Source organism: Roseofilum sp. KMC-1 (assembly GCF_057802075.1).
In genome coordinates, this window is sequence record NZ_CM173605.1 from 2,570,526 (window position 1) to 2,593,904 (window position 23,379).

Consider the following 23,379-nt stretch of genomic DNA (forward strand, 5'->3'; position numbering starts at 1 on the left):
ACCTTTTCTTTAACCTAGCCAACTCAATCAACTTACTCCACTCCAGCACTCATTCTTCTCTAAAACTTATAACCTAAAACCATGCTATTTTAGTCAATAATTCAAGATCTCAGAATTAGCCAGCCACAAAAAATACCCAGCCCTATCTCAATCCTTGGGAACTTAGACCAAAACATAAACTATCCCGATCGCTCGATCGGACTATACTATAACCCATGCCCCAAGATCCATCTATCCACACTCTCTTGTCGATCAAAGTCGTTCCCTCTTCCTCCAAAGATTGTTTGGCAGGATGGCTGGGAGAATCTTTAAAAATCCGGACTCAGGCCCCCCCTGAACGGGGAAAAGCCAACACTTCCGTCCTCAAAATGATCGCCCAAGCTCTGGGTATTCCCAAAGACTCCATTACCCTCATGAAAGGAGAAACTTCAGTGAATAAAGTCATCTCCATTACGGGTTTAACCCTAGAGGAAATTAAACAGAAAATAGGCAATTCATACCAATCCAATTGACCCGCAAGGGTGGGTGTAACCAGATCTAAATGATTAAAGATTCTGTCCATCCACCCTAACAGTCAACGATCTCCTTAACGTCCAATTGACCGTCAATGAGAATAGAGGGTTTATTTAACGCGCGCTACTACGAGATCTCGATAGTCTAGCAGTGCGTTGAGCAAACATCAACAGCACATACACAAACAGAAGATACATCGCAGCTAAGGCCACAATCATGAGGGGCAAACCAGTGTACATAGGGCATCAGTTAAGTAGCGGAGAAGGAACAAGCACAAGGATTTCAAAGCTGAGGTAACCTCCAGTTTGGCCAGCGGCCAGTCTGACTCTGGAGATAGACTTAAACCAGTCCACTCGATCGCTTTAAACTGCTTTGCCAAGGATTTTTGATCTTCTTAAATACAAGAAAATTGATATCTAGAAGCCCAAATCTCCTGACACACCTAAAAAAATATACAAACGCCGGCTCAGGCGCTGACCTTACCTCGATCTAACAGACTCGGAAAGACGCTTCACTCTACAAGAGTTCGATGTAAAACCTAGAAAGGCTTACTTCAAGAGAGTCTTTCCACCAACAAGACTTAATCGAGATTAACTTTTATCAGCCCTGACTTGTACGACTTTGCAGTTTTCCAGTTGGGTTACTGAGTGATTTGAAATCCTTATTATTCAATCTAACACAAAACTTTGCGATTGCTGAGAGAATCGGGCAAAATTGGCAAAAAAAATCTCCAACTAGGGAAGGTTGATCCGGATTGGCTCAATAGGTTGGGCTATGGACACTTGAGCCATGCTGTAGGTATTCCTTGCACATGGGTTCCAATTCCCTGACAAAGGGCAACATGGTATTAGAATAAATATGTAAAGTTTCGTAACTAACGGCAGAGTCAGCTTAATTCATGACCTCAACGACCTCCTTATTCCATCCAGTTGAAGCAGATGTTCATCTGCTGACGGAAAACTTGAAACAGTTGGTTAGTGCGCGTCATCCGATCCTCTTTGCAGCCGCTGAGTACCTCTTTGGAGCCGGGGGGAAGCGATTGAGACCCGCCATTGTCCTTTTAATCTCTAGGGCAACCACTGTCAATGAAGATATCACCGATCGCCATCGGCGTTTAGCAGAAATCACCGAAATGATCCATACCGCCAGCCTTGTCCATGATGATGTGGTGGATGAATCCGATCTGCGCCGGGGTCTACCCACGGTTCACAGCAGTTTTGGCAATCGTATTGCCGTATTAGCTGGAGACTTCCTATTTGCCCAATCTTCCTGGTATTTAGCCAACTTAGATAATCTCCCTGTCGTTAAACTGCTATCAGAAGTGATCATGGACTTAGCAGAAGGAGAAATCCAACAAGGTCTGAGACGATTTGATACCAGTTTATCCCTGGAAGAGTATTTAGAAAAAAGTTATTACAAAACCGCATCGCTGATCGCCAATAGCGCCAAAGCAGCCGGTGTTTTGAGCAATGTTTCCGAGGAGATGGCTCAAAACCTCTATCTGTATGGGCGCAATTTAGGGTTAGCCTTTCAAATTGTAGATGACCTTCTCGATTTTACCGGCTCAGACGAGGCCCTGGGGAAACCGGCAGCATCAGATTTGAAAAGTGGCAATCTCACAGCTCCCGTATTGTATGCCCTGGAAGAACACCCCGGTTTAGAAGCCCTGATTGAGCGAGAATTTAAAGAACCTGGAGATTTAGAGCAAGCCTTAAGTTGGATTCATAATTCTCAAGGATTACCTCGATCTCGCGAACTGGCAGCTAAACATGCTCGTCTGGCTCGCGAAGGTTTAGCCGATTTGCCGAAAACCGAATCTTACGAAACCCTAATCAATTTAACCGACTATGTGCTGCGTCGTTTATATTAGGCGATCGCCCACTTTGGTCTTCAGGAGGGGTTGAGATGTTCGCTACCGTTCGCCTTAGCCAAACGGTGGAGGTCGTTGCTGGGCATTTTATAGCGTGTAATGGGGGTGGATTGCCTATCCCCCCATCACACTCACTCAAGCCATATTTGGGGGAATCTTAGAGATGGGGGGAGCTGAACCCGAAGAGAGTTGAGCCAAATAAGATTGAATTAAATTTTTCACATCTTCCGATCGCACTTCGACCCCCGATTGTAAATTACCTGGTGTTTCAAAGAAAACCAAACTATCAATCGGCTCTAACGTCACCATTTGAAAGAGAAGAGCTGTAATAGCTTGTGGCACAGCCATTAAGTTCGGATCGTCTTTAGCTGAAGGAGATTGGGCGGCATCTTTGAGGGTGGGGAAAGCGTAAATCACTTTTTTCATCAGTTTGGGTTGCTCATTATTGCGGAGGGTGGTGAACACCCACTGCTGAGTGAGAGTTTGTAAAATATAATATTGGGAGTGTTGAAGCTGTTGGGCCAACACTTTTAGGGCTGGAGCGATCGCCGCTACGATCTGGGGCGTATGGCCATCTTGAGGGGCGCGATCGATTAAAGTTTGAATCTGGTCGTCTAAATCCATGGGTTGAGCTTCAATAGCATCATCCCTTTAGTCTAGATCCTCTCTCTAGGGAATGGAAAGAACAGAGCAAACAACAGTTAAGCCGTTCTCAAACCCATTCAAGCCCAGCTATGTTACGGTCATCTAAGCAAATCACTCTGGTTACGGGGGCATAAAGGAACTTGTGGATCAGATTTTTACAACCATCTTTGAACTCCTATGGGAGCAACTCCAAAAGTCAACCCAAGCGGGAAAGACCAACTGTCAGCAAATTGCCCATCGGTTAGCCGACGAAGTAACCCGCATTTGCATCGAGAGTCAACGCATCCAAGCCTCTGGGGAAATAGAAGAGTGGGCGACAAAGTTAGCTCAACTGCGCCTTAAACAATGTTTAGACTACTACGAACAAGGATCGGTTAAAGGTCGCCAAGATCTGCATAGTACCTTAGCGGCGATCGTCTATGGTTATATTAATCCATCTTATCGATCAGCCAGTTATCGCGCCCGCACGACGTTAATTGAGGATTTTTTGCAAGCCTTTTACCTCGAATCCTTCAATGCCTTCCGCCGAGAAACCGAACTTCCCCTCACCTATCACCCGAAAACCCGGCTAGACATTGCTGAATTCATGGCTTTTACCGAGCGCTATGCTAAACGCCGGATTCGTCTGAGAGGGAATCGCTCGCAACAACTAATTATTTTACGAGCGCAAACCTTTTCCCAACAACAACCCCTAGAAGATTTAGTCGATATTCAAAGTGCTTCAGAAGCAGGGGGTTCTGACTCAGATTCCGAATGGTCAAGTCCTGCACTCTCCCAAGTCCGAAAAGCCATGAGTAACCAGGAGCAAATCCCAGAAGTCAATGAAATTACCGAGAAAGTTGTGCAAATGCTTTTAGAGTATCTCGAAGAGCGGAAACAACAAGAATGTGCCGATTATTTTGTCTGTCGTTTACTGGATTTAGCCACCTCACAAATTGAATGGATTTTAGAGATTACCCCTAGGGAAAGGGATTATCTGCAACAACGGTTTAAATATCACTTAGAACGGTTTGCCCTTGGCCCCCATTGGGAATTAGTCCATGAATGGTTAGAAGCAGGTTTAGAGCAAAATTTAGGATTAATGCCCCAAGAGTGGAAAATCTTTACCAAGCAACTCTCTGAAGAGCAGCAGAAACATTTAAATTTAAGACAAAATAATCTTGACGATGAAGCGATCGCCAATGAACTCGGATGTACCCCCAATCAAGTTCAAAAACGATGGATTAAAATCCTAGCGCAAGCTTGGGCGATCCGCAATGCTTAAATTATTCCGGAGAATTCAGAATTTGCTATGAATAGAGACCCAGAAGCCCAAATTGAAGCCCTGTTTACTTGGCTACTCAATCCTCCAGTGGATGACTCTTCTTCAGGTTCAGAAGAGGTAATCTCTAGCCCCAACCCAGATGAAGATTCATCCCGATGGATGGATCAACTCGATGAATCATCTTGGGATTGGGAAGCGCTCGATCCTTTGGAGTCCGAAGATATCGATAGCATCTATCCCCCCCATTTAAATTCCCAGGGCCAACCTTTAGAGATAGGAGAGATACCCGCCGTGCAAGACCGTTTCCAGGCTTTATTAAAGCGACGAATTCAAGCTGAAATGCAATCGAATCTTCCCTTATTTCCTTGGGAGACCACGGTTATGAACTATGAGGATGATCCGAGTGAGATCCCCTCTACTCCAGTTTTTTCTCAACCTTGGATCTTACAGCTCAAACAATTAAATTTTCCCGTCCCTGTAGAACTGCCTGAATCTTTACTGTCCCAACTGCTCGATCAGTGTCAAAAAGTTGCCCAGTCTACTTTACAAGAGGGAGCCAAACTGGTGCAAGCAGTAGAAAATTTATTTCCCAACGAGTTTCTCACTTTAAACCAAATGACCAGTCGGTTATTGTTGGGAGAACTGCGCTCCTCCCCAGATACCCAATCCCGCCCCCCTTTAGTGTATGAGGAAGCACAACGATCGCAAAAAATGCTGCTTTCTCTGTTGGCCGCTCAAAAAATTCTCCAAACCCTAACCCTAACTCCTGTGGTTAATCAAGGGGTAACCGAACGGGACTGGGCTACAGAATTAGGACTACTCAGAGTAGCTGCCGATTATACTCTGGAGGAGAAGGGGAGGCAACTGCAAGTGGACGTGCTGCTTCCTTGTGCCGCAAGGGTACAGATTCAGGGGGAAGAGGGACAGGCGATCGCCAAACGCTACGATCCAGGATATGTAAGTGTAGCTTTATTTGATATTGTTGAAGATCGCCCCTATAGCCTAGTCATTGAGCTAGATAATAATGCCGAAGCGCCCCTAATGTTAGTGATTAAACCAACGGATAGGGAATCTTAAGGATAGACTAAACCGAAATTAGAGACGAAAAAGAAAAAATCTTGTTACACTAGCTCTTGACTTAAAATTTAGTTTTTCTGAGCCACTGTAACCAGACACGGACTATGGCAAACTCATCAGGGACGCGGCCATTTGCGAATCTGCCCCTCTTATCGGATCTGTGGAAGTATTTAGATCGACTTCCTAAACCCGTGGCTGAAGAATCGATGCTTTTAAGAATCTTGGTTCAAGCCTTGGTGAGTGTGGGGATTATAGCCACAGATGTGGCCGCAGGGACACAAATGAGCTTATGGGCCGTTCCCGTCGGCGCGATTGGGGCCCTGTGGAGTTGGTATCGACGCAAAGATCGCAATGTAGTCACCCAGTTTGCGATCGCCATTGGCATGTTAATTGCCCTATTTGTCTTCTTCGGAAACCTATTTACCCAGCTCAATGATACCCGCTTAGTTCTGGCGGAACTGCTGGTTCATCTCCAAGTCTTACATAGTTTCGACCTACCGCGCCGCAAAGACTTGGGCTATTCCATGATTATCGGGCTAATTTTAATCGGTGTCGCCGCCACCCTCAGCCAAACTCTAGCCTTTTCTCCGCTCCTATTTGTCTTCTTAGTGATTGCCCTTCCTACCCTAGTTCTAGATTATCGCTCGCGCTTGGGGTTATCTCCTCTAACCTGGAATAGGAAGGGCAAAGCCTCCAGAAACCCGATTGCTTTAGCGCCTGAACTCGCCCCCAAACAACTGGGATTTATGCTCTTAGTCGTTCTGGGGTTAGGTATGGCCTTGTTTGCCGCTTTTCCTAGGGTTCCCGGCTATCAATTCCGCAATTTCCCGGTCAGCGCTCCACCGATGATGCAAGAAGAAGAACAAAGCTTCCAAGGGTTACCGGGAACCATTACTAACCCAGAGACGGCCGAAGATGGAGAGGGTGAAGGTGCGGGGACTGGGGGAGATGCTCCGAGCGAGGGAGCCGGTCAAATGGATGAGACCTTTTACTATGGGTTTAATAGCAAAATTAACCAGAATTTGAGAGGTCAACTGATTCCCAAGGTGATGTTACGGGTGCGCTCTCAAGCGGAAGGATTTTGGCGGGTTTTAGGGTTTGATTATTATACGGGTCAAGGGTGGGAAATTCGCCAAGAGGATACGGCATTGGTTGAACGACCGGGTTGGTCGTATAAGTTTTATCTTCCTCGTAACCCTTCTCTGGCAAGAAGTCGGGAAGTCGTACAAACCTATACAGTAGTTGAATCTTTACCCAACCTGATTCCCGCTTTGTATGAAGCGGATGATTTATATTTTCCGACTAGGGAAGTAGCGCTTGATAAACATGGAGCCTTGCGATCGCCCCTAAACCTCCGGGAAGGATTAACCTATACCGTTATCTCCGAAGTTCCCTATCGCGATCGCTCCGTCCTGCGCCAAGCCTCAACCAACTATTCCAAAGAAATTCGCGACCTGTATCTACAAATTCCCCCAGAAATTGCCGATCGCGTCCGTCAGAAAACCGAAGAAGCATTAGCGACTTCAGAAAATCCCCTAACCGATCCCTATGAAAAAGCCCTTTATCTGGCCCAATACCTCAAACAGCGCTATAGCTTAGAGCCAGAATTACCCTTTTTTGATGACAGTGAAGACCTGGTAGAATCCTTTCTATTCAAGTACCAAGGTGGATATCCCGATCACTTTTCCACTACCTTAACCCTGATGTTAAGGGCGATCGGCATTCCCGCCCGCCTAGCGGTAGGATTTGGCCCCGGAGAATTCAACCCCTTTACTGGGTTATATGTCGTCCGCAATATTGATGCCTTTGCCCTCACCGAAGTCTATTTTCCCCAGTATGGCTGGTTTGGCTTCGATCCCATTCCCGGCCATCCCCTGATTCCTCCCTCCATTTCTGACTATCAAAGCTTTACAGTTCTACGCCAGTTTTGGAACTGGGTGGCGGGTTGGTTACCCTCCCCCGTCAAAAATGCATTTACGGCGATCGGGGCATTTATTATGGGAGTTTTAATCCAATCCCTGATTCGCCTCTGGCAATTGATTTCTAATGGCTGGACGGGTTTCTTTATCGGTGCAATTTTGGCGATCGCCCTCTCCTTCTTCCTCTGGGTTTTATTTCAGCAATGGCAACAGTGGAGACGACAAAGATGGCTCTCCAAATTGCACCCCATGGAGCGTATTTATCAAGAATACTTAAACATTCTTAGGGAAGCCGGTTATCCCAAACATCCGGCCCAAACTCCCCAAGAATATGCCCACAGTTTACAAGGTCAGTATGGGTCAGAAACAGAAGCGGCGATCGCAGCCATTCCCCAGGCTTATGTGGAATGGCGCTATGGCGGTATCGAAGCTCAGTCTATCCCTGATTTGCAGCAGGGTTTGCAACAGTTAAAACAGAGTTCTCGCCAGAGGAAACTTCAGAGCTTAAGGGAGATAGGGAGCTAGACGCTCCTACTCCAGTAATATTAAAGGATTCTAGGAGTGCGGGCATCTTGCCCCCTTCTTAGTCCATTAACCGGACTTGATATTACCCCTGAGTAGCGCCATCGAGTTACAGTCGCACCGAGGCCAAATTCGCCCTCGGATTCTCGGTGCGGAGGGTTTTCAATTTCTCGTAACACTCCCGCTCGCTTTTACTGAGGATTTTGGGAACGGCGATCGCAATTTTCACCAACTGATCCCCACGAGCGCCTTTCGGATTTGGCCACCCCTTACCCCGTAAGCGCAAAGATTGACCATGACGAATACCAGCCGGAATACTCATCTGCACCCGTCCATCAGGAGTCGGCACTTCAATACTAGCCCCTAAAACCGCCTCTTCTGGAGAAAGGGGTAGCTCGCAGACTAAATTATCCCCTTCAAACTGGAAAAAACTATGGGGTTGCAAGGACACGGTGAGATACAAATCTCCCTGTTCTCCGGTTTGAGGATGGATACTCCCCTTTCCTCGCACGCGGATGCGAGTCCCCGGTTTCGCTCCGGGAGGAATCCGTACTTCAATCACTTCTGAACCTAAGTTAATCCGCTTTTGGACTCCATGAAAAGCTTCTGCAAACGACAGCACAATTGAAGCCTCTTGGGACACATTACTGGTTTTTGGAGGTGTTCCATAACTGGCAAAATCTTCAAATCCACCAAATCCAGTGGTACGCCCATTGCTCCGGTAATTATAGGAAGTTTTGCGCCCCGCAGTTGCTCCAGGGGTTCCGGTTCCCATGCGTCCCAGGAGTTCATTAATAAACTCATCAAAGGTCGTATACTGACTAAAATCAAAGCCGTTAAAGTCCACACCAGGAGCTGCGCTGCGTCCGTAACCTGAAGATGTACCCGCTTGCTTCCAATATTGGCCAAATTGGTCGTATTTTTTGCGTTTGTCCGCATCCGATAGCACTTCGTAGGCTTCGTTAACTTCCTTAAACCGAGCCTCCGCTTGCTGATTTCCAGGATTCATATCCGGGTGGTATTTCCGGGCTAGACGACGGAAACTCTTCTTAATCTCATCGGCACTGGCAGTGCGACTAACCCCCAACACAGAATAGTAGTCCTTAAAATCAGTAGCCACCATATATGCTCCTTAACGCTGTTGTGTCTTTAGTTTAATGGGTTTATATAGCAATATCAGCTTAAGGGTATCAAAGGTTGAGGGTGACTTGCAGTTCGGTTGCGATCGCAATTTCCGAACTCGATCGAGAAACCGGGTTTCTCCGGCTTAAGAAACCCGGTTTCTAAAACTGAGGCGATCGATCGATCGATCATTGTTTAACCCCAGTCTTTGCCGCTCTCTTCCTTGACGCTACTGTTTTCTGGGTTGATAAAAAATTAAGCGATCCATTCCTTCGCTCAAACTCGGAGCAGCACCCCAGAGCTGGCGATACATGGTTAAGATAACTTCTTCGGGAACCTGGCGATCGCGCGATCGATTTCTGATCAAACACTCCTCTAACCTTGTCCTGATCCAAATCCCAGTAATTGAAGCAAAACCCAACTCCCGGCCGAGCGCAATCACTTCATGGCGGTTGGCTCGTTTCACATTGGTGGCATCATAAATTGTCGGTGCATTGTCTAACAGAGCCGATTCAAACTGCAACCTCACTTGATTCCAGACTAATCGCCAATCCCCTTGAATAGCCGGATCGCCAAATAATTGTCCTCGAATCGCATCCGTAGAAACCAGTCGATAGGTCGGCCAGGCCGCCATCAACTGGTAAGCTAGGGTAGATTTCCCGCTACCTGGAAGACCAATTAAAATAATCAGTCCGCAGGAGTCCGTCATATCCTAGAACCCTAAATCTGGAGGAGACTAAATCACTGTGCCATCGGGAATCGTGGCATTTTTGATAATCACCACTACTCCGCCACGAATGAGGAAGCCTAGCTTTTCAGTCTCTGTATTGTTTCCTTCCTCCACATGGTCTTTATTGATAATTTGCACATGGCGACCAATGCGGGCATTCTTATCGACAATCGCACCTCGGATAGTGCTGCCTTCACCAATACCGACAGGAACCTTTCCTTGTTGAGTCCCCGATTGACGTTCGGCAAAGGGTTCGTAGAAGTCTGCACCCATGAGCATGGAGTCTTCGATCACACAATTGGTTTCTATGCGCGATCGCACACCCAAAACCGAATGATGGATCGTACAATTTTTGAGAATACAACCCTCTGCCACAATCGATTCTGTCACCTTCGCATCCAACAATTTAGAGGGCGGTAAGAACCGGGAGCGGCTATAGATTGGAGCAGTTTCATTATAGAAGCTAAACGGAGGGGTCGGTTGTTCCGTCAGCGCCAGATTCGCGTCATAAAACGCTTTGATCGTTCCGATGTCTTCCCAATAATCATTAAACAGGTAGGCCTGCACTCTGTAATCCTTGGCGGCAAAGGGAATCACTTCTTTCCCAAAGTCTTTTTGATCGGGATTCTCTGTCAGCAGTTTACCCATCAAATCTTTATTAAAGATATAAATCCCCATGGAGGCAATATAGGGCTTTTGTTTTGCCTCTTCTGGAGAAAGTCCCAAAACCGTGGTATCTACGGCCATCTTCTTGAGATCGTCTCCTTTGGGTTTCTCGCTGAAGTCAATGATGCGTCCAGTTTCATCAATTTTCATTAACCCAAAATCAGAGGCCCGTTCTTCACTGATGGGAACCACTGACAGGGTAATATCAGCTTGACTTTCCCGGTGGTAGTTGATGAAATCCCGGTAATCCATGCGATACAGATGATCCCCGGACAGGATCAAATATTCATCAATATTCCATTCTTGCATTAACCACAGGTACTTACGCACCGCATCGGCGGTTCCTTCAAACCAACTGGTTTCGTCACTAGCGGTTTGTTGAGCAGCCAGAATTTCTACAAAGCCTTCCGAGAAGCTCGAAAAGCTATACGCACGAGTCACATGGCGGTTCAGGGAAGCTGAGTTGAATTGAGTCAGAACGTAGATTTTGTAAATCTCGGAGTTGACACAGTTACTGACGGGAATATCAATCAAGCGGTATTTACCTGCTAAAGGTACTGCCGGTTTAGCCCGTAGTTTAGTCAGAGGGTACAGTCTGGTTCCTGCCCCTCCTCCAAGAATAATCCCTAAGACATTTTTCACGAAAAAAACCCTCTTATATCAAAAATCAATAGCGTTCCTAGTCCAGTGTCTGACTGAACCGGGCAGTTGGCAAGGGGGATCGCCGAGAAGCTTGGGTTAAGGGAAGTTTATAGTGCTGGGCACTAGGGTATCGGGAAAGGTAGGGATCGTATTCCTACTTATGGGAGATCGCAGGTATAAGGGAAAATCCAGAATTTGTCTTTATAATTTAAGTAAATTCACTTTTTTGTGTCTGTTGCTCTCTCCGAAGGGTCTCAGGTTTGATCGTAAAAATTCGTATATTTTGTACCAAAAAAACTGGATGTGGTGTAAAAACTAAATAATTTTACTGAATCTTAAAATCAATGCTAGTATTCAGCCACACTTATCTAAACCTAAAAAATCCTGTATGCTAGAAGAGATGCAAAACAGGGATCTTAGATAAGAAAACTTTCCCGGAGTCTCTATTTACCTTGAGTTTAAACTGGGGAAAATTTTTTGTCCTTCAATTCTTAATCTTTTTTAACTTAACATCATGGTTATTCATCAAAATCCATTAAGAAAATTTGAAATTTACCAGAAGTCCACGCGCAAAAAACGGTATATCAGTGTGGTGGCTTACTTTGACCGCCATGGTATTATTAATGATTATGTTATGTTGGATGAAACACTGAAGGTGGATTGGGCTAGGGTGATTTTCCAAACGATTTCTCTGAAACTGTTGATGGGGTCTTTTCTGGGTTTAGAAGGATTCCAACAAGTGACGGTTAAAGGGGAGGGATTTAAGGCGGTGGTGATTCCAATTCATACTGGGTATCGAGCGATGATCTATGAGCAATGCTCGGATCTAGAGGAAAAAACGAGTGATGTAAGTCATGAGTATACCTTGCCTCTGGTTAATGCTCACTAGGAATGAAGGGGATTGAGGTTTTAAAGATACGGGGAAAATCCGCAAAATTTTTAACGGATCTCTGGGGGTTTGACTCGATGAAATTCTCAGCGTAAACTCAGAAAACTAAGGTATTAAATCCATGGGTGAATTGGGAAGCCTTTTAAACTGGTTTTCCCTGAACAACTGGCTAGAAATTAATGAGTTTTATGAAGCGCTGGATTAAACTGATGGTGTTGGGGGGCTTAACCCTAATGATGATGATTTCTTGTGGTCAATCTAATCTTGAAAATACGCAGATAACGGAACTTAAATTTGGTGTAGCCCCGTATTTTCCGACCCCTAGTGAAAACCGCAATCAATTTGAGCCGTTATTTAACCAACTGGCGGAAGGGGTGAGTTTGAAGGCGAATGTGACGGTGACGGAAGATTGGGTGGGGATTTCGGAGGCTCTGCGATCGCGGACTCTGGATGTGGCTTGGTTGGGCCCCTGGGGCTATGTGTTGGCGAACCATAATGACCCTTCGATTGAGGCGATCGCCACGGTAAAATACAAAGAACAACCGGTTTATTACTCTGTGTTGATGGCGAAAGCTGATGCGCCCTTTGATACTCTAGAAGAGGCGATCGCCCAAAGTCAGAAAGGGCCAAAACTCAAACTCAGTTTAGCGGATGTTGGCTCGACCTCTGGTTGGCTGATTCCTCAAGGCGAATTTAAGCGGCGCGATATCGATCTAGAAGCTGTATTTGACTATACAGAAGGTGCATCCCACGCCGCTCAGGCGATCGCCGTTTTAGAAGGCCAAATCGATATCGCTTCCGACTATGACCGGAATCTGGATGTCCTCGATAGCACTGGACGTATTGACCGCTCCCAACTGAAAATTATCTGGCAATCCGATCCTCTCCCCAACGATCCAATTGCGGTGCGCGGTGGACTACCTCCAGAGCTTAGAGCTTCAATACAAGAACAGTTAGTGAATATTTCGCTAGAAGAGGCAAAAACCCTATTACCGGAGAACTATACTGGGTTTGTGCTTTCCGATGGTAGTAACTATGCACCCATTCAAGCAGCCGGAAAATCGGTGGGAGCGCTTCGTTCTGGTAATGGGTGATGAGCGATCGGTGGGAGTTAATCCTCAATCGTCATGAGCAAGAGCAGCGCAGTTTAGGACAATTGCTCAAATATGCTTGCTGGTATTAAAATTAAACCTTCTTGTCTACTTCCTATCTCTTATCCAAACCATAACCTCAATCCGTAAACTCATCCCCTATACTGGGGCTATCACTGTTCATTTTTTCAGCTTACAGAGTATAACTTGGGTGGAAGACTATGAAAAGACGATATTTCCTCGCCTTCTCCCTAGGGTTGTTGGTTAGTTGTGCCCCGAAGCAGACTCCAGACTCCATTTCATCAAATAGCACCCCTACGGCAAATGATTCTTTAGCGCCCTTAAAATTAGCCATTAGTGATGTTCAAGGACTCGAAGACCTCAAAAGAGACTATGAACCCTTTCGGATGGCTCTAGAGGAGAGTTTGGGGCGTTCAGTAGAATTTTATCCAGTTGATAGCTATACAGAAGTGGCTTCGGCATTGCAAGGGGGAACAGTGGATTTATCTGTTGTGGGGCCTTCGGAATATGTGTTAATTCGCGCTCGCACTAATGCCATTCCTGTGATTGCGATTACTCGACCCAATTATCATGCGGTGATCGCCCTTCCTCCTGGCTCTCCGGTACAATCGATCGCCGACCTCAAAGGCAAAACCATTGCTATGCTCAAAGTTGGCTCCACCAGCGGCCATTTGGGGCCCACGGAGATGTTTATGAGTGCTGGACTCGATCCGAAAACCGATTATCAGGTGAAAATGTTAGGTCGAGAAGGGTCTTTAGCGGCGCTGAAAAATGGAGAAGTGGACGCTTGGGCTGGGCCAATTATTGATTATGAAGTATTCTTGCAAGAAGAAGAGGTTTCTGCGGATGAGTTTCGGCTGCTGGCAAAAGGGCCAGCTTTACCCAGTGATGTGTTAATTGTTAATAGTCGGACTAAACCAGAGGAACTAGAGAATTGGCGCGATCGCCTGCTGGCCGATCAACAGATGGTGATTACAGCTTTAGCTTCTACCCCAGGGAACACTAAGTTTAAGGAATCTACGTTAATTGCAGTAGAAGATCGAGATTACGATATGATTCGCAATGTGTATCGGGCGATCGGAGAAGGCAATTTCCTCTAAGGTCAAAGATAGTTTTTTATCCTGGAAGATTGGAGTACACTCGTAGGGGTAACCCTCGAAATTGGGCGATGATTAACCAGTTGAACCAATGGTGGACGAACTCATCCTTCCGGGATCGGGTCATAGAACCAATCAATCATCTCAGCATTGGTCAAAAAATTGCGATCGGCTATGGGGTTTCCCTCGGAGTAGCCATTGGCGGTTCCTTAGCCGGACTGCTGATTGGAGACTATTATCAGCATAAAGCGATCGATGAGTTGGCGATCGCCTCCCGCCAACAACTGCTCTTGAAAGATCAGGAAAATGCTGTCATTGCCATCCGCTTACATCCCCAAAAACTGATCGCTATCCTCGGAGATACCATTTGGTTTAGCTATGAAACCGATAAATTTCTGAGTGATATCAATCGGGTAGAACAAACCATCCAAGCCTTTGAAACCTTTTTGCAAACCTACGCCTACGCCTCCGATGTCGATCTACCCAAACTGAAAAACACCTTAACCCGATACCGTCAAGTCACCCAAGAGTATCAGGATCTGATCTTCAAACTCTGGGAAAAACTCGATCCTCCTAACCTCACAACCGATCAAATTGCACCTGCACAGCAAACCATTGTCGATACCCTCACCTCCAGAGAAGCCACGAAAATCGAAATTGAATTTGACCGGTTACTGGAAAATTTAGTTTGGATCAAAGAAGTCATTGATAATCAGTATCATAGAGCCGAAAAAGAACGCATAGAAGCGGAATATCTGCGGCTCTGGATTATTGTTGCCAGTATCTTTAGTTCCCTGCTCCTGTCTAGTGTACTGGTTTTCCTCACCAGTTCGGCGATCGCCCGTCCCCTCCAGTCCCTCGAACAAGTCGCCCTCTCCATTACCCAAGACTCCAACTTTAACCTCCGTTGCCCCGTCACCACCCACGACGAAGTAGCCACCCTTGCCAAAACCTTCAACCAACTCGTCGAGCGCATCAGCACCTATACCCAAGAACTCGAACAAGCCCGCCTCACTGCCGATGAAGCCAACCACGCCAAAAGCGAATTTCTCGCCAACATGAGCCACGAACTGCGAACCCCCCTCAACGGCATTCTCGGTTATACCCAAATCATGGAACGCACCTCAGATCTCAATAGCCAACGCCATGGGGTAAAAATCATCGAACAATGCGGTACTCACCTACTCAACTTGATCAACGATATCCTCGATTTAGCCAAAATCGAAGCCCGCAAACTCGATCTTATTCCCCAGGAATTTCATTTTCCCGCCTTTCTTTCCGGTATTTCCGAAATGTCTAGAGTCCGGGCAGACAACCAAAAAATTCAATTTGAATATAATGAAAATCCAGGCTTACCCAAAGCTCTTATTGCCGATGAAAAGCGCCTGCGTCAAGTTCTCTTAAATCTCTTAGGTAATGCCATTAAATTTACCCGTCAAGGGCGAGTGATCTTAAAGGTTGAACCCCTTGAAGACCTCCCCAAAACTTCAGACCATCATCTTTGGTTAAGGTTTACCATTCAAGATACTGGAGTGGGCATGAATGCAGAGCAACTCGAAAAAATATTCTTACCCTTTGAACAAGTCGGTACGAAAAGTCAACAAGCCCAAGGAACTGGACTCGGTTTAGCCATTAGTCAGCAAATTGTACGCTTAATGGGTAGTGAAATTAAAGTCACGAGTGTTCTCGGTGAAGGCAGTCAATTTTGGTTTGACTTAGAGCTACCTACGGCTGAATCTTGGGGAACTATTCTGCATGAAGAACAGAATGAAATTATCGGTTATCTTGGCCCCCGACGAAAAATCCTGATTGTTGATGATAAGGAAGTGAATCGGCAAATGTTACGAGAAATTTTAATGTCTCTAGATTTTGACTGTCGGGAAGCTGCCAATGGAGAAATGGGACTAGCTCAAGCTCAAGTCTTTCACCCGGATGTCATTATTACGGATTTGGTCATGCCCGTTTTAGATGGCTTTGAAATGACCCGCCGACTTCGCACCAAATCTGAGTTTCAAGGGGTGACGGTCATTGCTTCTAGTGCTAGTGTGTTAACCCAAGATCAAGCGGCTAGTATCGAAGCAGGATGTGATGATTTTCTCACAAAGCCAATTGATTTTCAGATATTGTTTGGTTTATTGAAAAAGTATCTCTATTTAGATTGGCGAACTCGCGCTTTAGTCCCTTCTACGGCTACCTTTGAAAGTATGCATAATTCTGAAATTAAAGAGGTTCCCCCTCTAGAAGCCCTAGAAAGAATTATGGATGTAGCAAAAATTGGAGATATTGAAGGCATTGAAATGGAGGTTAAAGCGATTCAAGAGAAGAATAGGGATTATCAGGGTTTTTGTCAGCAAATTATGAAGAAACTCCAAGAATTTGACGATCAAGGTATTATTCAATTGATCAATAGCTATACGAATTCTTGATTAACGGATGGAAAATTCTAAGGAGCGAACTTTAGATTCTAAGGATCTGACCTGGGATTCTAGCTGTCGGACTTGTTGATTAAGCTGGCGTATTTCTTGAGATAATATTTGCAGATCAGGAGAGGGCGGATTAGGATTAAGGGGTTCAGGTGGCTCTGACTGGCCGAAACTGGGAAAGGAGAGCAAACCTAAAATAACAGCCATTACGACTAATAAACTGATGAGAAAGGTATGGGGTTTCATGATAGGGAGAATTTACTGTTATGAAGGTTCGCCAGTATCCAGAGATTGAATTTGCTCGGAAAACCAAGAAGCAACGGCTCCATTACTGGCTTCTTGTAAACGGCTCAGGCACTTTTCCAAAAGATCTATGGGTAAGCCGGATAATGTCTGAGATCGATCGCATTCTTTATATTGGTTGTTTTCTTGTAACTGAAAAGCAAATACTCGTCGCCCAATGACATCAATCACCCAATATTCAGGAATGCCTAAAGAGGCATATAAGTGCTTTTTTTCATCTAAATCACTCGATAAGGTGGTATCTGAAATTTCGCCGACTAAAGTGGGGACTCGCCAGGAATCTAAGTCGATATAGCGTCTTTCTCCAGGATGCCAAGTAGGATAATTGTCTCCAATGTAGAGAACGAGATCGGGTGCAGCCGAGCTTTGATTGGCTTTTTCCAGCAAGCAGCCCCCAAAAGTGCTAAAGGTTTGCTTTTGCTTTTGACTGAACCACATAAGAAAGAGCATGGTAAATAGATCGCCGATGCTAGAGTGGTTAATTCCTTCTGAACCCATTTCGACTAAGAGTTTATTTTGGTAGTAGTATAGCTTGATTCGTTCCGGGCGATCGCTATCCCGCCAGGCTTGATAGTTTTCCCAACTAGAGGGTTGCCACAGTTGCAAGGGCAGTTTATTTTGAGTAGGCTCACAAAGTAACGAAGTCATAAGGATTAGGTGTAATAACTTTTAATATGATAATTAAGGAATGGGGGCAATGGGGAATGGGGCGATCGGATTCGCTTCTACTATTCTTGCCTTGCCTGCCCTATGATGGCTATAATAAAGTAGAATGGTAAGATAAGTTTTAATCTCTTCTGTCGATAAGTTGGCAATTACGGTCTATGAATCCGGTACTTTCGCCTATGATTCGCAATATGGCAACTGCTCCTACCCAAGCCCCTGAAAAGTCAGGACAGACTATCCGTAAGCCTTATCCGAATTACAAAGTTATTGTTCTCAATGACGATGAGAATACATTTCAGCATGTCCATGATTGTCTGGTGAAGTATATTCCGGGCATGACGAGTGATTTGGCTTGGGAGTTGACGAATCAAGTTCATTATGAGGGACAAGCTACGGTTTGGGTTGGCCCTCAAGAGGCGGCTGAATTGTATCATCAACAGTTAAGTCGGGCGGGTTTAACGATGGCTCCTCTGGAAAAGGCTTAAGGGTTGGGGAGCCTGAGCATGGGTAAGAAGAAGAAAAAGAAGTCAGAATGCTCTGAGGCTCCATCAAAGTCTGCTGAATCTTCGGGCCGTTTGGTGTGGAATCATTCAACCCATTTGGAGGGGTTGATTCCGATTTTGGAGAAGTTGACGACCTATGAGGGGGTGTCTACGGTGACTCCAGGGGTTATTGGTCGGGTTAAGAGTCATATGCCACAGATGAAGTTGAAGGTTTCGGTTCCGATTCGGGGAGGGTTTAAGCTGATTGCTCGCCAGGGGAAGACGGTGCAAGAGGTGTTTATTGTGACGACTTTATCCCAAGGGGATCTGGAGGCGGCGATCGCCTCAATTCTGTGTTCTTAGTTGGGACAGGCTCAAGATGACTAGACCATCTATTCTCAATCTAGAAGAAAGCTACACCTTTAGCCGATATGCTGAATTAACATTTGACCCTGAAGATATTCTGGCAGAACTCGGTTTTCGTTTAGAGAAAGCGGCTCTTGCACTTCCTGAATTTTCTGGCAATTTAGACTGTAGGGCGCTGAAAGAAAGATTGGAGCAAGATTTGTTATGCGTGGATCTGACGAGTGAAATCGCCCGTCGAGAGGTGCTGATTGCACCAACACTACTAGAGGTTTGTCGTTTATCTGGGTCTAAGTTAAAAATCGAGTATCCAGTGATGGTGAATAATTTTTTGAAAGGAACGCTTGACTATCTAGTGATCTCTCGGACGCATTTATTAGTGGTGGAAGCGAAAAATGCAGATATGCCTAGAGGCATGACTCAGTTGGCGGTAGAATTGATTGCGATGGATAGCTGGACGAATCTAGATGTTCCCCATCTTTATGGTGCAGTGGCGACGGGAGATATTTGGAAGTTTGCTGTGTTGCAACGGGAGCAAAAATCTATTCATGTGGATGTGAATCTCTATCGTGTTCCCGCAGATTTAGATAGTTTATTGCGGATTCTCCTAGGAATGATCCAAGGAGCCTAGGGTACTGTTGTATCTGGCTGGCTGTTGTGTGGGGTCTCTCAAAAAGGGGGTTGACTTAAAATTCAATATTGGGTATAGTGATAATGTTGATGAAAATATCAAGTTTGTGAGGACTACGGTAATGACCCCCCCATCATCGAGTAAAAGTCAGTTAATGCAAGCGTTTGAGAAGATCATCCAGGAGAGGAAATCCCCCAATGCACGGGTGGAAACGAAGGAAGAGGAAGCGCAACGGGAACAGAATCAGCAGCTATTGGCGAAGGTTTCGGGTTATAGTCGCGATCGCCTAATTACGGGACTCGCCACACTCCACTTAGATTTAGGGGATACCATCGAGCAGTTAGCTGAGAAGTTATCGACGGAAACGGATAAGCTTAAGGAAATCAATCAGGCGATCGCCGTTAAAAAGGATCAATTACAAGATCTAAAAAATCTCCGTATTGTGGCAGATGCGCTGCATCTTTTAACGCAAGAGCATAACGCTAAAGTCAATACATTTGAGGCTCAAATCACCAGCCAGGAAGAAGAACTACAAAAGCAGCAGGACTCAGTTCGGAAACTCTGGTTAAAAGAGCAACAAGAGTATGAGAGTGCCCTAGGGGAGAAGAGAGAACAGATTAACCGCGATCGCCAGCGCCAAGAAACCGATTATCAATATGAACTAGAGCGCGTGCGTCAAATGAACTCAGATGACTATGAAGAGCGCAAGCGGCAACTCGAACACGAACTGCGCCAGCGCCAACAACACCTCGAAAAAGACTGGCAGCAGCGCGAAAAACTTCTCAGCGATCGAGAAGTCGAATACACCGAATTTTGCCAAAAAATTGCCGGTTATGAAGATGAACTCAAACAAGCTTATATTAAAGCTAAAGAAGAAGCGATTCAAGATGCTAACCGTGAAGGAAAAGTTAAATCTGACCTCTTAGAAAAAGAATGGACAGGAACTCAACAGGGATATGAATTGCAAGTTCAATCCTTGGAAAAAACCATTGAACGGCAAGCCGAAGAAATCACTGCTCTTTCCGAACAACTGCAAGCTGCCGTTAATCAAGCGAAAGAACTGGCGATGCGTGCTTTTTCCAGTTCTGGTAATCAATAATTTTCCCCTCATCCCCCAGCCCCTTCTCCCACAGGAGAAGGGACGAAAAAGTCCCTCTCCCGTGGGAGAGGGATATAGGGAGAGGGCAGCATTTCCCCTCATCCCCCAGCCCATTCTCCCACAGGAGAAGGGGAGAAAAAGTCCCTCTCGGAGTGAGAGAGGCATATAGAGAGAGGGAAAATCACACCCACTATTCATTAATTTGACCTATGACTAAAAAGCCCACCGATCGCAATACCAAAGCAGAAATTCTAGCCGCCTATGAAGAACTCCTACAAGAGAAAAAAGAGCTGGAAAAGCAAGTTTCCCAAACCCCACCCCAAAAACAACCCCTCGTGAAACCTACCCCTGTGATTGAACATCCTAGCGCCCAGAACTCAGTCAATCGAGTGACTGAACCGATGAAAAAAGTCTTGCAAGACTTAGAAAAAATTCAAGCCACCTTTGGCGGAGCTTTAAACGAACTCTCCGAGCAACTGTTAAAAGAAGCCAGTCAACTGGAAGATGTTGAAGAGCAGGTAAACTTAGAACAGGAGCAATTGCAACAGTTATATGATTTAGAAGTTTCTGAGACAACTTTAGATGAACTGATCGAGCAGTATCAAACCCAGGCGAAAACCTTTGAGCAGGAATGGGAGGAACAGCGAGAAATTCTAGAGCAGCGTTTAGCCGAAGCGCGGCAAGGGTGGCAGAAAGAGCAGCAAACCCATCAACGAGAGATTCAAGAGCGCAACCAAGCCACGCAGACGCAACAAATCAGGGATGCAGAAACCTATGACTATAATGTGCAACTACAACGCAAGTTGGATGAAGAAGCCTATCAGCAAGGGCGAGAGCAGTTAGAGCAAGAGCTGGTGGAGCTAAGGGAAACGCAGGAGCAAGCTTGGCAAGAACGGGAAGAGGCGATCGCCGAACGGGAAAAAGCCTATACTGAAGCGAAAGCCAAAGTCGAAGCCTTCCCGCAAGAATTGGAACAGAACATTAAGCAGGGTAAAGAAAACGGTCGCAACATTGGTCAGTATCAAGTTAAAATCAAAGCCGATCTTCGCGCCCAAGAAATCGAGAGCCAGAAGAAAATCTATGAATTGCGCTTACAAGGCTTATCGGAAACCATCCATAATCAGGAAAGTCGGATTCAGAATCTCTCCAAACAATTGGATTCTGCCTTGAAACAGGTACAAGATTTAGCCGTGAAAGCTATTGAAGGCGCTTCTAATACTAAATCTTCTGAAGCCCTGAAAGAAATTGCCCTAGAACAAGCCAAGCAAATGAAAGGCAAATAAGTTTGAGGGGTGCTTTAACCCCTCACGATACAGATTTGGGAGGTGTTTGGGAATTGCAGATGCAGGTGGATGCAAAGCAATTCCCAATTTTTTGATCTCATAATAAGTTATAAACTGCCCTCAACCCCCAGCTCCCCTTCGGCTTCGCTCAGGACAAGCAGGGCGGCGCTTCTCCCACGGGAGAAGGGGAGCAAAAGTCCCTCTCCCACTGGGAGGAGGTATAGAGAGAGGGCAAGGTCTTAATTCATCCAACCCATAACCATGACACAAACCACCTCTTCCTTTGACTTTGTACCTCAAGCGACTCAAGACCGGGAAACCTTAGAACAATTGGGTTTTCTACCGGGTGTGAAAGAACTGTTAATGGTGCGCCAAGTTCATGCCTTAGAACATGCTACCGTCTGGGTGCTGACGGAGTTAGATCGCAGTGGTGAACTGTTGGGAGGCATGTCTACAGAGCAGGGATTTTATCTGTATGGCCAGGTTAACCCTCAAACCTTGCGGCAAGCCGTGTATAACGCCTTGAACCGCATTACAAGCGGAGAATGGAACCTGGCAGTACATCCGAGATGCGGAACTAATCTTTCCGTAGCGTTACTGCTGACGGCTGGTTTTACCCTAGGCGTGAATTTCATGATGCCCAAAGACCCCTTCGGACAATTACTCGGTGTAGGAGTCGCGGCAATGGCGGCTTCCCAATTAGCCCCCGATGTCGGGCCCATTGCCCAACGCTATCTGACGACGGCGATTCCCTTTAACCTGGAAATCGTCAGAATTGAGGAAAGTCAAGATATGTGGGGCAAACCAGCCCATTTTGTGCGCGTGCGATGGCAGGATTAGTAACAAAACTTAAAATACTAAGCGTGCAGACGAGAGCCGTTGAGTAGTACCCTGAGAGACAATACCCGTTAACAAATACTCAAAGGAAACAGTCATCATGGTTCAACGTGGTTCTAAAGTCCGTATTAAGCGCAAAGAGTCCTACTGGTATAACGAAGTAGGCACAGTAGCCAGCATCGACAAAAGCGGGATTAAATACCCTGTTGTGGTTCGCTTTGAAAAAGTGAACTATACCGGTTTTAGTGGTAGCCCTTCTGGACTCAATACCAATAACTTTGCAGAAAGCGAACTTCAAGAAGTTAAATAGTCTTTTAGCCAAGCTGATTGGGATGAGTAAGAGTTGTGCCTGAGCTACCAGAGGTTGAGACGGTTCGTAGAGGACTCAATCAACTGACGCTAGAGCAGGAGATTGAGGGTGGGGAAGTATTGTGCGATCGCCGGATATCTGGCTTAAGTCACAGCATTGCCCACCCTTCTTCTGTGGATGAATTTTTGCAAGGGGTGCGGGGTACGAAGATTAAGCAATGGCATCGTCGCGGTAAGTATTTGTTAGCTGAGTTAACTCGGAAAGGAAACCCTGGGGGATGGTTAGGGGTGCATTTGCGGATGACGGGGCAGTTGTTATGGGTGACTCCGACGGAACCTCTGGCGAAACATACGAGGGTAAGATTGGGGTTTGAGTCGCAGCAAGAGTTACGGTTTGTGGATCAGCGTCGCTTTGGTCGGGTTTGGTGGGTTCCGGCTGATGTGGCTCTAGAGAAGATGATCACAGGATTGGGGAAGTTGGGGCCAGAGCCGCTCTCTGAGGGGTTTTCGGTGGAGTATTTGCACCGCACCCTAGAGAACCGCAAGCGCCCGATTAAAACGGCTTTATTGGATCAGAGTTTAATCGCTGGCCTGGGTAATATTTATGCGGATGAGGCGCTTTTTCTTTGTGGAATCCATCCAGAAACGCGCTGTTGCGATCTGTCTCATTCCCAGGTGGAGGGGTTAACGAGGGCGGTGGTTCAGGTGCTGGAAGATAGCTTGCGGGAGGGGGGGACGACGTTTAGCCATTTTCTGAATGTGCAGGGGGTGAATGGCAATTATGCGGGGGTGGCGTGGGTGTATGGTCGTAGGGGTGAACTCTGTCGCCGTTGTCACACGATAATTGAGCGCATTAAGTTGGGGGGGCGATCGAGTCATTTTTGTCCCCAATGTCAGGCAATTAAAAATTAAAAA

At 46.0% G+C, this 23,379-nt stretch carries 23 protein-coding genes; 17 read left to right on the top strand and 6 right to left on the bottom strand.

Going from position 1 to position 23,379, the window contains the following annotated elements; translation table 11 throughout:
- Positions 1 to 215 precede the first annotated feature (215 nt).
- Both AC3FZD_RS12060 and sds read left to right on the top strand, forming a co-directional pair.
- The gene (locus tag AC3FZD_RS12060; RefSeq protein WP_488736263.1) at positions 216 to 512 is read left to right on the top strand and encodes a DUF167 domain-containing protein; all 297 of its coding nucleotides are present in this window, start codon (positions 216 to 218) and stop codon (positions 510 to 512) included.
- 899 nt (positions 513 to 1,411) lie between these two features.
- Positions 1,412 to 2,383, top strand: coding sequence for a solanesyl diphosphate synthase (gene sds / locus AC3FZD_RS12065; RefSeq protein ID WP_488736264.1), 972 nt, complete (start codon positions 1,412 to 1,414; stop codon positions 2,381 to 2,383).
- Positions 2,384 to 2,518: 135 nt separating this feature from the next.
- On the opposite strand, the gene AC3FZD_RS12070 is transcribed toward sds, so the two are convergent.
- Entirely contained in the window at positions 2,519 to 3,007 is a 489-nt protein-coding gene (locus AC3FZD_RS12070; protein ID WP_488736265.1) for a hypothetical protein, read from the bottom strand.
- A 163-nt stretch (positions 3,008 to 3,170) separates the two neighbouring features.
- On the opposite strand from AC3FZD_RS12070, the gene AC3FZD_RS12075 reads away from it, so the two are divergent.
- From AC3FZD_RS12075 to AC3FZD_RS12085, 3 genes are all read left to right on the top strand, one after another.
- Complete coding sequence (locus AC3FZD_RS12075; protein ID WP_488736266.1) at positions 3,171 to 4,292, top strand: heterocyst differentiation protein HetZ; 1,122 nt, start codon at positions 3,171 to 3,173, stop codon at positions 4,290 to 4,292.
- A 27-nt stretch (positions 4,293 to 4,319) separates the two neighbouring features.
- Complete coding sequence (locus tag AC3FZD_RS12080; protein ID WP_488736267.1) at positions 4,320 to 5,369, top strand: hypothetical protein; 1,050 nt, start codon at positions 4,320 to 4,322, stop codon at positions 5,367 to 5,369.
- 104 nt (positions 5,370 to 5,473) lie between these two features.
- Positions 5,474 to 7,813 carry a transglutaminase TgpA family protein gene (locus AC3FZD_RS12085; RefSeq protein WP_488736268.1) on the top strand — a complete coding sequence of 780 codons (2,340 nt, stop codon included), beginning with the start codon at positions 5,474 to 5,476 and terminating at the stop codon, positions 7,811 to 7,813.
- Between the two features lie 106 nt (positions 7,814 to 7,919).
- On the opposite strand, the gene AC3FZD_RS12090 is transcribed toward AC3FZD_RS12085, so the two are convergent.
- From AC3FZD_RS12090 to AC3FZD_RS12100, 3 genes are all read right to left on the bottom strand, one after another.
- The gene (locus AC3FZD_RS12090) at positions 7,920 to 8,933 is read right to left on the bottom strand and encodes a DnaJ C-terminal domain-containing protein (protein WP_488736269.1); all 1,014 of its coding nucleotides are present in this window, start codon (positions 8,931 to 8,933) and stop codon (positions 7,920 to 7,922) included.
- A 228-nt stretch (positions 8,934 to 9,161) separates the two neighbouring features.
- Positions 9,162 to 9,641, bottom strand: coding sequence for an AAA family ATPase (locus AC3FZD_RS12095; RefSeq protein ID WP_488736270.1), 480 nt, complete (start codon positions 9,639 to 9,641; stop codon positions 9,162 to 9,164).
- A 27-nt stretch (positions 9,642 to 9,668) separates the two neighbouring features.
- Positions 9,669 to 10,970, bottom strand: coding sequence for a glucose-1-phosphate adenylyltransferase (locus tag AC3FZD_RS12100; protein WP_488736271.1), 1,302 nt, complete (start codon positions 10,968 to 10,970; stop codon positions 9,669 to 9,671).
- A 514-nt stretch (positions 10,971 to 11,484) separates the two neighbouring features.
- Between AC3FZD_RS12100 and AC3FZD_RS12105 the strand changes: the two genes are divergently transcribed.
- The 4 genes from AC3FZD_RS12105 (at position 11,485) to AC3FZD_RS12120 (ending at position 16,494) form a co-directional block, all read left to right on the top strand.
- Complete coding sequence (locus tag AC3FZD_RS12105) at positions 11,485 to 11,859, top strand: hypothetical protein (RefSeq protein ID WP_488736272.1); 375 nt, start codon at positions 11,485 to 11,487, stop codon at positions 11,857 to 11,859.
- A gap of 179 nt (positions 11,860 to 12,038) precedes the next feature.
- Positions 12,039 to 12,953: a phosphate/phosphite/phosphonate ABC transporter substrate-binding protein gene (locus tag AC3FZD_RS12110; protein WP_488736273.1), complete on the top strand. Its 915-nt coding sequence runs from the start codon at positions 12,039 to 12,041 to the stop codon at positions 12,951 to 12,953.
- A gap of 218 nt (positions 12,954 to 13,171) precedes the next feature.
- Entirely contained in the window at positions 13,172 to 14,071 is a 900-nt protein-coding gene (locus tag AC3FZD_RS12115) for a phosphate/phosphite/phosphonate ABC transporter substrate-binding protein (RefSeq protein WP_488736274.1), read from the top strand.
- A 68-nt stretch (positions 14,072 to 14,139) separates the two neighbouring features.
- Positions 14,140 to 16,494: an ATP-binding protein gene (locus AC3FZD_RS12120; RefSeq protein WP_488736275.1), complete on the top strand. Its 2,355-nt coding sequence runs from the start codon at positions 14,140 to 14,142 to the stop codon at positions 16,492 to 16,494.
- On the opposite strand, the gene AC3FZD_RS12125 is transcribed toward AC3FZD_RS12120, so the two are convergent.
- Positions 16,495 to 16,698, bottom strand: a complete 204-nt coding sequence (locus AC3FZD_RS12125; RefSeq protein ID WP_488736276.1) for a hypothetical protein — start codon at positions 16,696 to 16,698, stop codon at positions 16,495 to 16,497.
- 57 nt (positions 16,699 to 16,755) lie between these two features.
- Positions 16,756 to 17,442 carry a Uma2 family endonuclease gene (locus tag AC3FZD_RS12130; RefSeq protein WP_488736277.1) on the bottom strand — a complete coding sequence of 229 codons (687 nt, stop codon included), beginning with the start codon at positions 17,440 to 17,442 and terminating at the stop codon, positions 16,756 to 16,758.
- A gap of 176 nt (positions 17,443 to 17,618) precedes the next feature.
- Between AC3FZD_RS12130 and clpS the strand changes: the two genes are divergently transcribed.
- From clpS to AC3FZD_RS12170, 8 genes are all read left to right on the top strand, one after another.
- Positions 17,619 to 17,945, top strand: a complete 327-nt coding sequence (gene clpS, locus AC3FZD_RS12135) for an ATP-dependent Clp protease adapter ClpS (protein ID WP_488736278.1) — start codon at positions 17,619 to 17,621, stop codon at positions 17,943 to 17,945.
- Between the two features lie 18 nt (positions 17,946 to 17,963).
- Complete coding sequence (locus AC3FZD_RS12140) at positions 17,964 to 18,305, top strand: DUF2103 domain-containing protein (protein WP_488736279.1); 342 nt, start codon at positions 17,964 to 17,966, stop codon at positions 18,303 to 18,305.
- 16 nt (positions 18,306 to 18,321) lie between these two features.
- Complete coding sequence (locus AC3FZD_RS12145) at positions 18,322 to 18,936, top strand: hypothetical protein (protein ID WP_488736280.1); 615 nt, start codon at positions 18,322 to 18,324, stop codon at positions 18,934 to 18,936.
- 121 nt (positions 18,937 to 19,057) lie between these two features.
- The gene (locus AC3FZD_RS12150) at positions 19,058 to 20,035 is read left to right on the top strand and encodes a hypothetical protein (protein WP_488736281.1); all 978 of its coding nucleotides are present in this window, start codon (positions 19,058 to 19,060) and stop codon (positions 20,033 to 20,035) included.
- 209 nt (positions 20,036 to 20,244) lie between these two features.
- Positions 20,245 to 21,318, top strand: coding sequence for a hypothetical protein (locus tag AC3FZD_RS12155; RefSeq protein WP_488736282.1), 1,074 nt, complete (start codon positions 20,245 to 20,247; stop codon positions 21,316 to 21,318).
- A 261-nt stretch (positions 21,319 to 21,579) separates the two neighbouring features.
- Positions 21,580 to 22,158, top strand: a complete 579-nt coding sequence (locus tag AC3FZD_RS12160) for a DUF6391 domain-containing protein (RefSeq protein WP_488736283.1) — start codon at positions 21,580 to 21,582, stop codon at positions 22,156 to 22,158.
- A gap of 97 nt (positions 22,159 to 22,255) precedes the next feature.
- A complete protein-coding gene (locus AC3FZD_RS12165; RefSeq protein ID WP_488736284.1) occupies positions 22,256 to 22,465 on the top strand; it encodes a photosystem I reaction center subunit IV in 210 nt (69 codons plus the stop codon).
- Between the two features lie 35 nt (positions 22,466 to 22,500).
- Positions 22,501 to 23,376 (top strand): DNA-formamidopyrimidine glycosylase, encoded by an 876-nt coding sequence (locus AC3FZD_RS12170; RefSeq protein WP_488736285.1) that lies wholly within the window; start codon positions 22,501 to 22,503, stop codon positions 23,374 to 23,376.
- Positions 23,377 to 23,379: the final 3 nt, after the last annotated feature.

Excerpts from the sequence above, each read along its gene's own strand:
- AC3FZD_RS12060 (WP_488736263.1), top strand. The coding sequence starts at position 216 with ATGCCCCAAGATCCATCTATCCACACTCTCTTGTCGATCAAAGTCGTT.
- sds (WP_488736264.1), top strand. The coding sequence starts at position 1,412 with ATGACCTCAACGACCTCCTTATTCCATCCAGTTGAAGCAGATGTTCAT.
- AC3FZD_RS12070 (WP_488736265.1), bottom strand. The coding sequence starts at position 3,007 with ATGGATTTAGACGACCAGATTCAAACTTTAATCGATCGCGCCCCTCAA.
- AC3FZD_RS12080 (WP_488736267.1), top strand. The coding sequence starts at position 4,320 with ATGAATAGAGACCCAGAAGCCCAAATTGAAGCCCTGTTTACTTGGCTA.
- AC3FZD_RS12085 (WP_488736268.1), top strand. The coding sequence starts at position 5,474 with ATGGCAAACTCATCAGGGACGCGGCCATTTGCGAATCTGCCCCTCTTA.
- AC3FZD_RS12090 (WP_488736269.1), bottom strand. The coding sequence starts at position 8,933 with ATGGTGGCTACTGATTTTAAGGACTACTATTCTGTGTTGGGGGTTAGT.
- AC3FZD_RS12095 (WP_488736270.1), bottom strand. The coding sequence starts at position 9,641 with ATGACGGACTCCTGCGGACTGATTATTTTAATTGGTCTTCCAGGTAGC.
- AC3FZD_RS12105 (WP_488736272.1), top strand. The coding sequence starts at position 11,485 with ATGGTTATTCATCAAAATCCATTAAGAAAATTTGAAATTTACCAGAAG.
- AC3FZD_RS12110 (WP_488736273.1), top strand. The coding sequence starts at position 12,039 with ATGAGTTTTATGAAGCGCTGGATTAAACTGATGGTGTTGGGGGGCTTA.
- AC3FZD_RS12115 (WP_488736274.1), top strand. The coding sequence starts at position 13,172 with ATGAAAAGACGATATTTCCTCGCCTTCTCCCTAGGGTTGTTGGTTAGT.
- AC3FZD_RS12120 (WP_488736275.1), top strand. The coding sequence starts at position 14,140 with ATGATTAACCAGTTGAACCAATGGTGGACGAACTCATCCTTCCGGGAT.
- AC3FZD_RS12125 (WP_488736276.1), bottom strand. The coding sequence starts at position 16,698 with ATGGCTGTTATTTTAGGTTTGCTCTCCTTTCCCAGTTTCGGCCAGTCA.
- AC3FZD_RS12130 (WP_488736277.1), bottom strand. The coding sequence starts at position 17,442 with ATGACTTCGTTACTTTGTGAGCCTACTCAAAATAAACTGCCCTTGCAA.
- clpS (WP_488736278.1), top strand. The coding sequence starts at position 17,619 with ATGAATCCGGTACTTTCGCCTATGATTCGCAATATGGCAACTGCTCCT.
- AC3FZD_RS12140 (WP_488736279.1), top strand. The coding sequence starts at position 17,964 with ATGGGTAAGAAGAAGAAAAAGAAGTCAGAATGCTCTGAGGCTCCATCA.
- AC3FZD_RS12145 (WP_488736280.1), top strand. The coding sequence starts at position 18,322 with ATGACTAGACCATCTATTCTCAATCTAGAAGAAAGCTACACCTTTAGC.
- AC3FZD_RS12150 (WP_488736281.1), top strand. The coding sequence starts at position 19,058 with ATGACCCCCCCATCATCGAGTAAAAGTCAGTTAATGCAAGCGTTTGAG.
- AC3FZD_RS12155 (WP_488736282.1), top strand. The coding sequence starts at position 20,245 with ATGACTAAAAAGCCCACCGATCGCAATACCAAAGCAGAAATTCTAGCC.
- AC3FZD_RS12160 (WP_488736283.1), top strand. The coding sequence starts at position 21,580 with ATGACACAAACCACCTCTTCCTTTGACTTTGTACCTCAAGCGACTCAA.
- AC3FZD_RS12165 (WP_488736284.1), top strand. The coding sequence starts at position 22,256 with ATGGTTCAACGTGGTTCTAAAGTCCGTATTAAGCGCAAAGAGTCCTAC.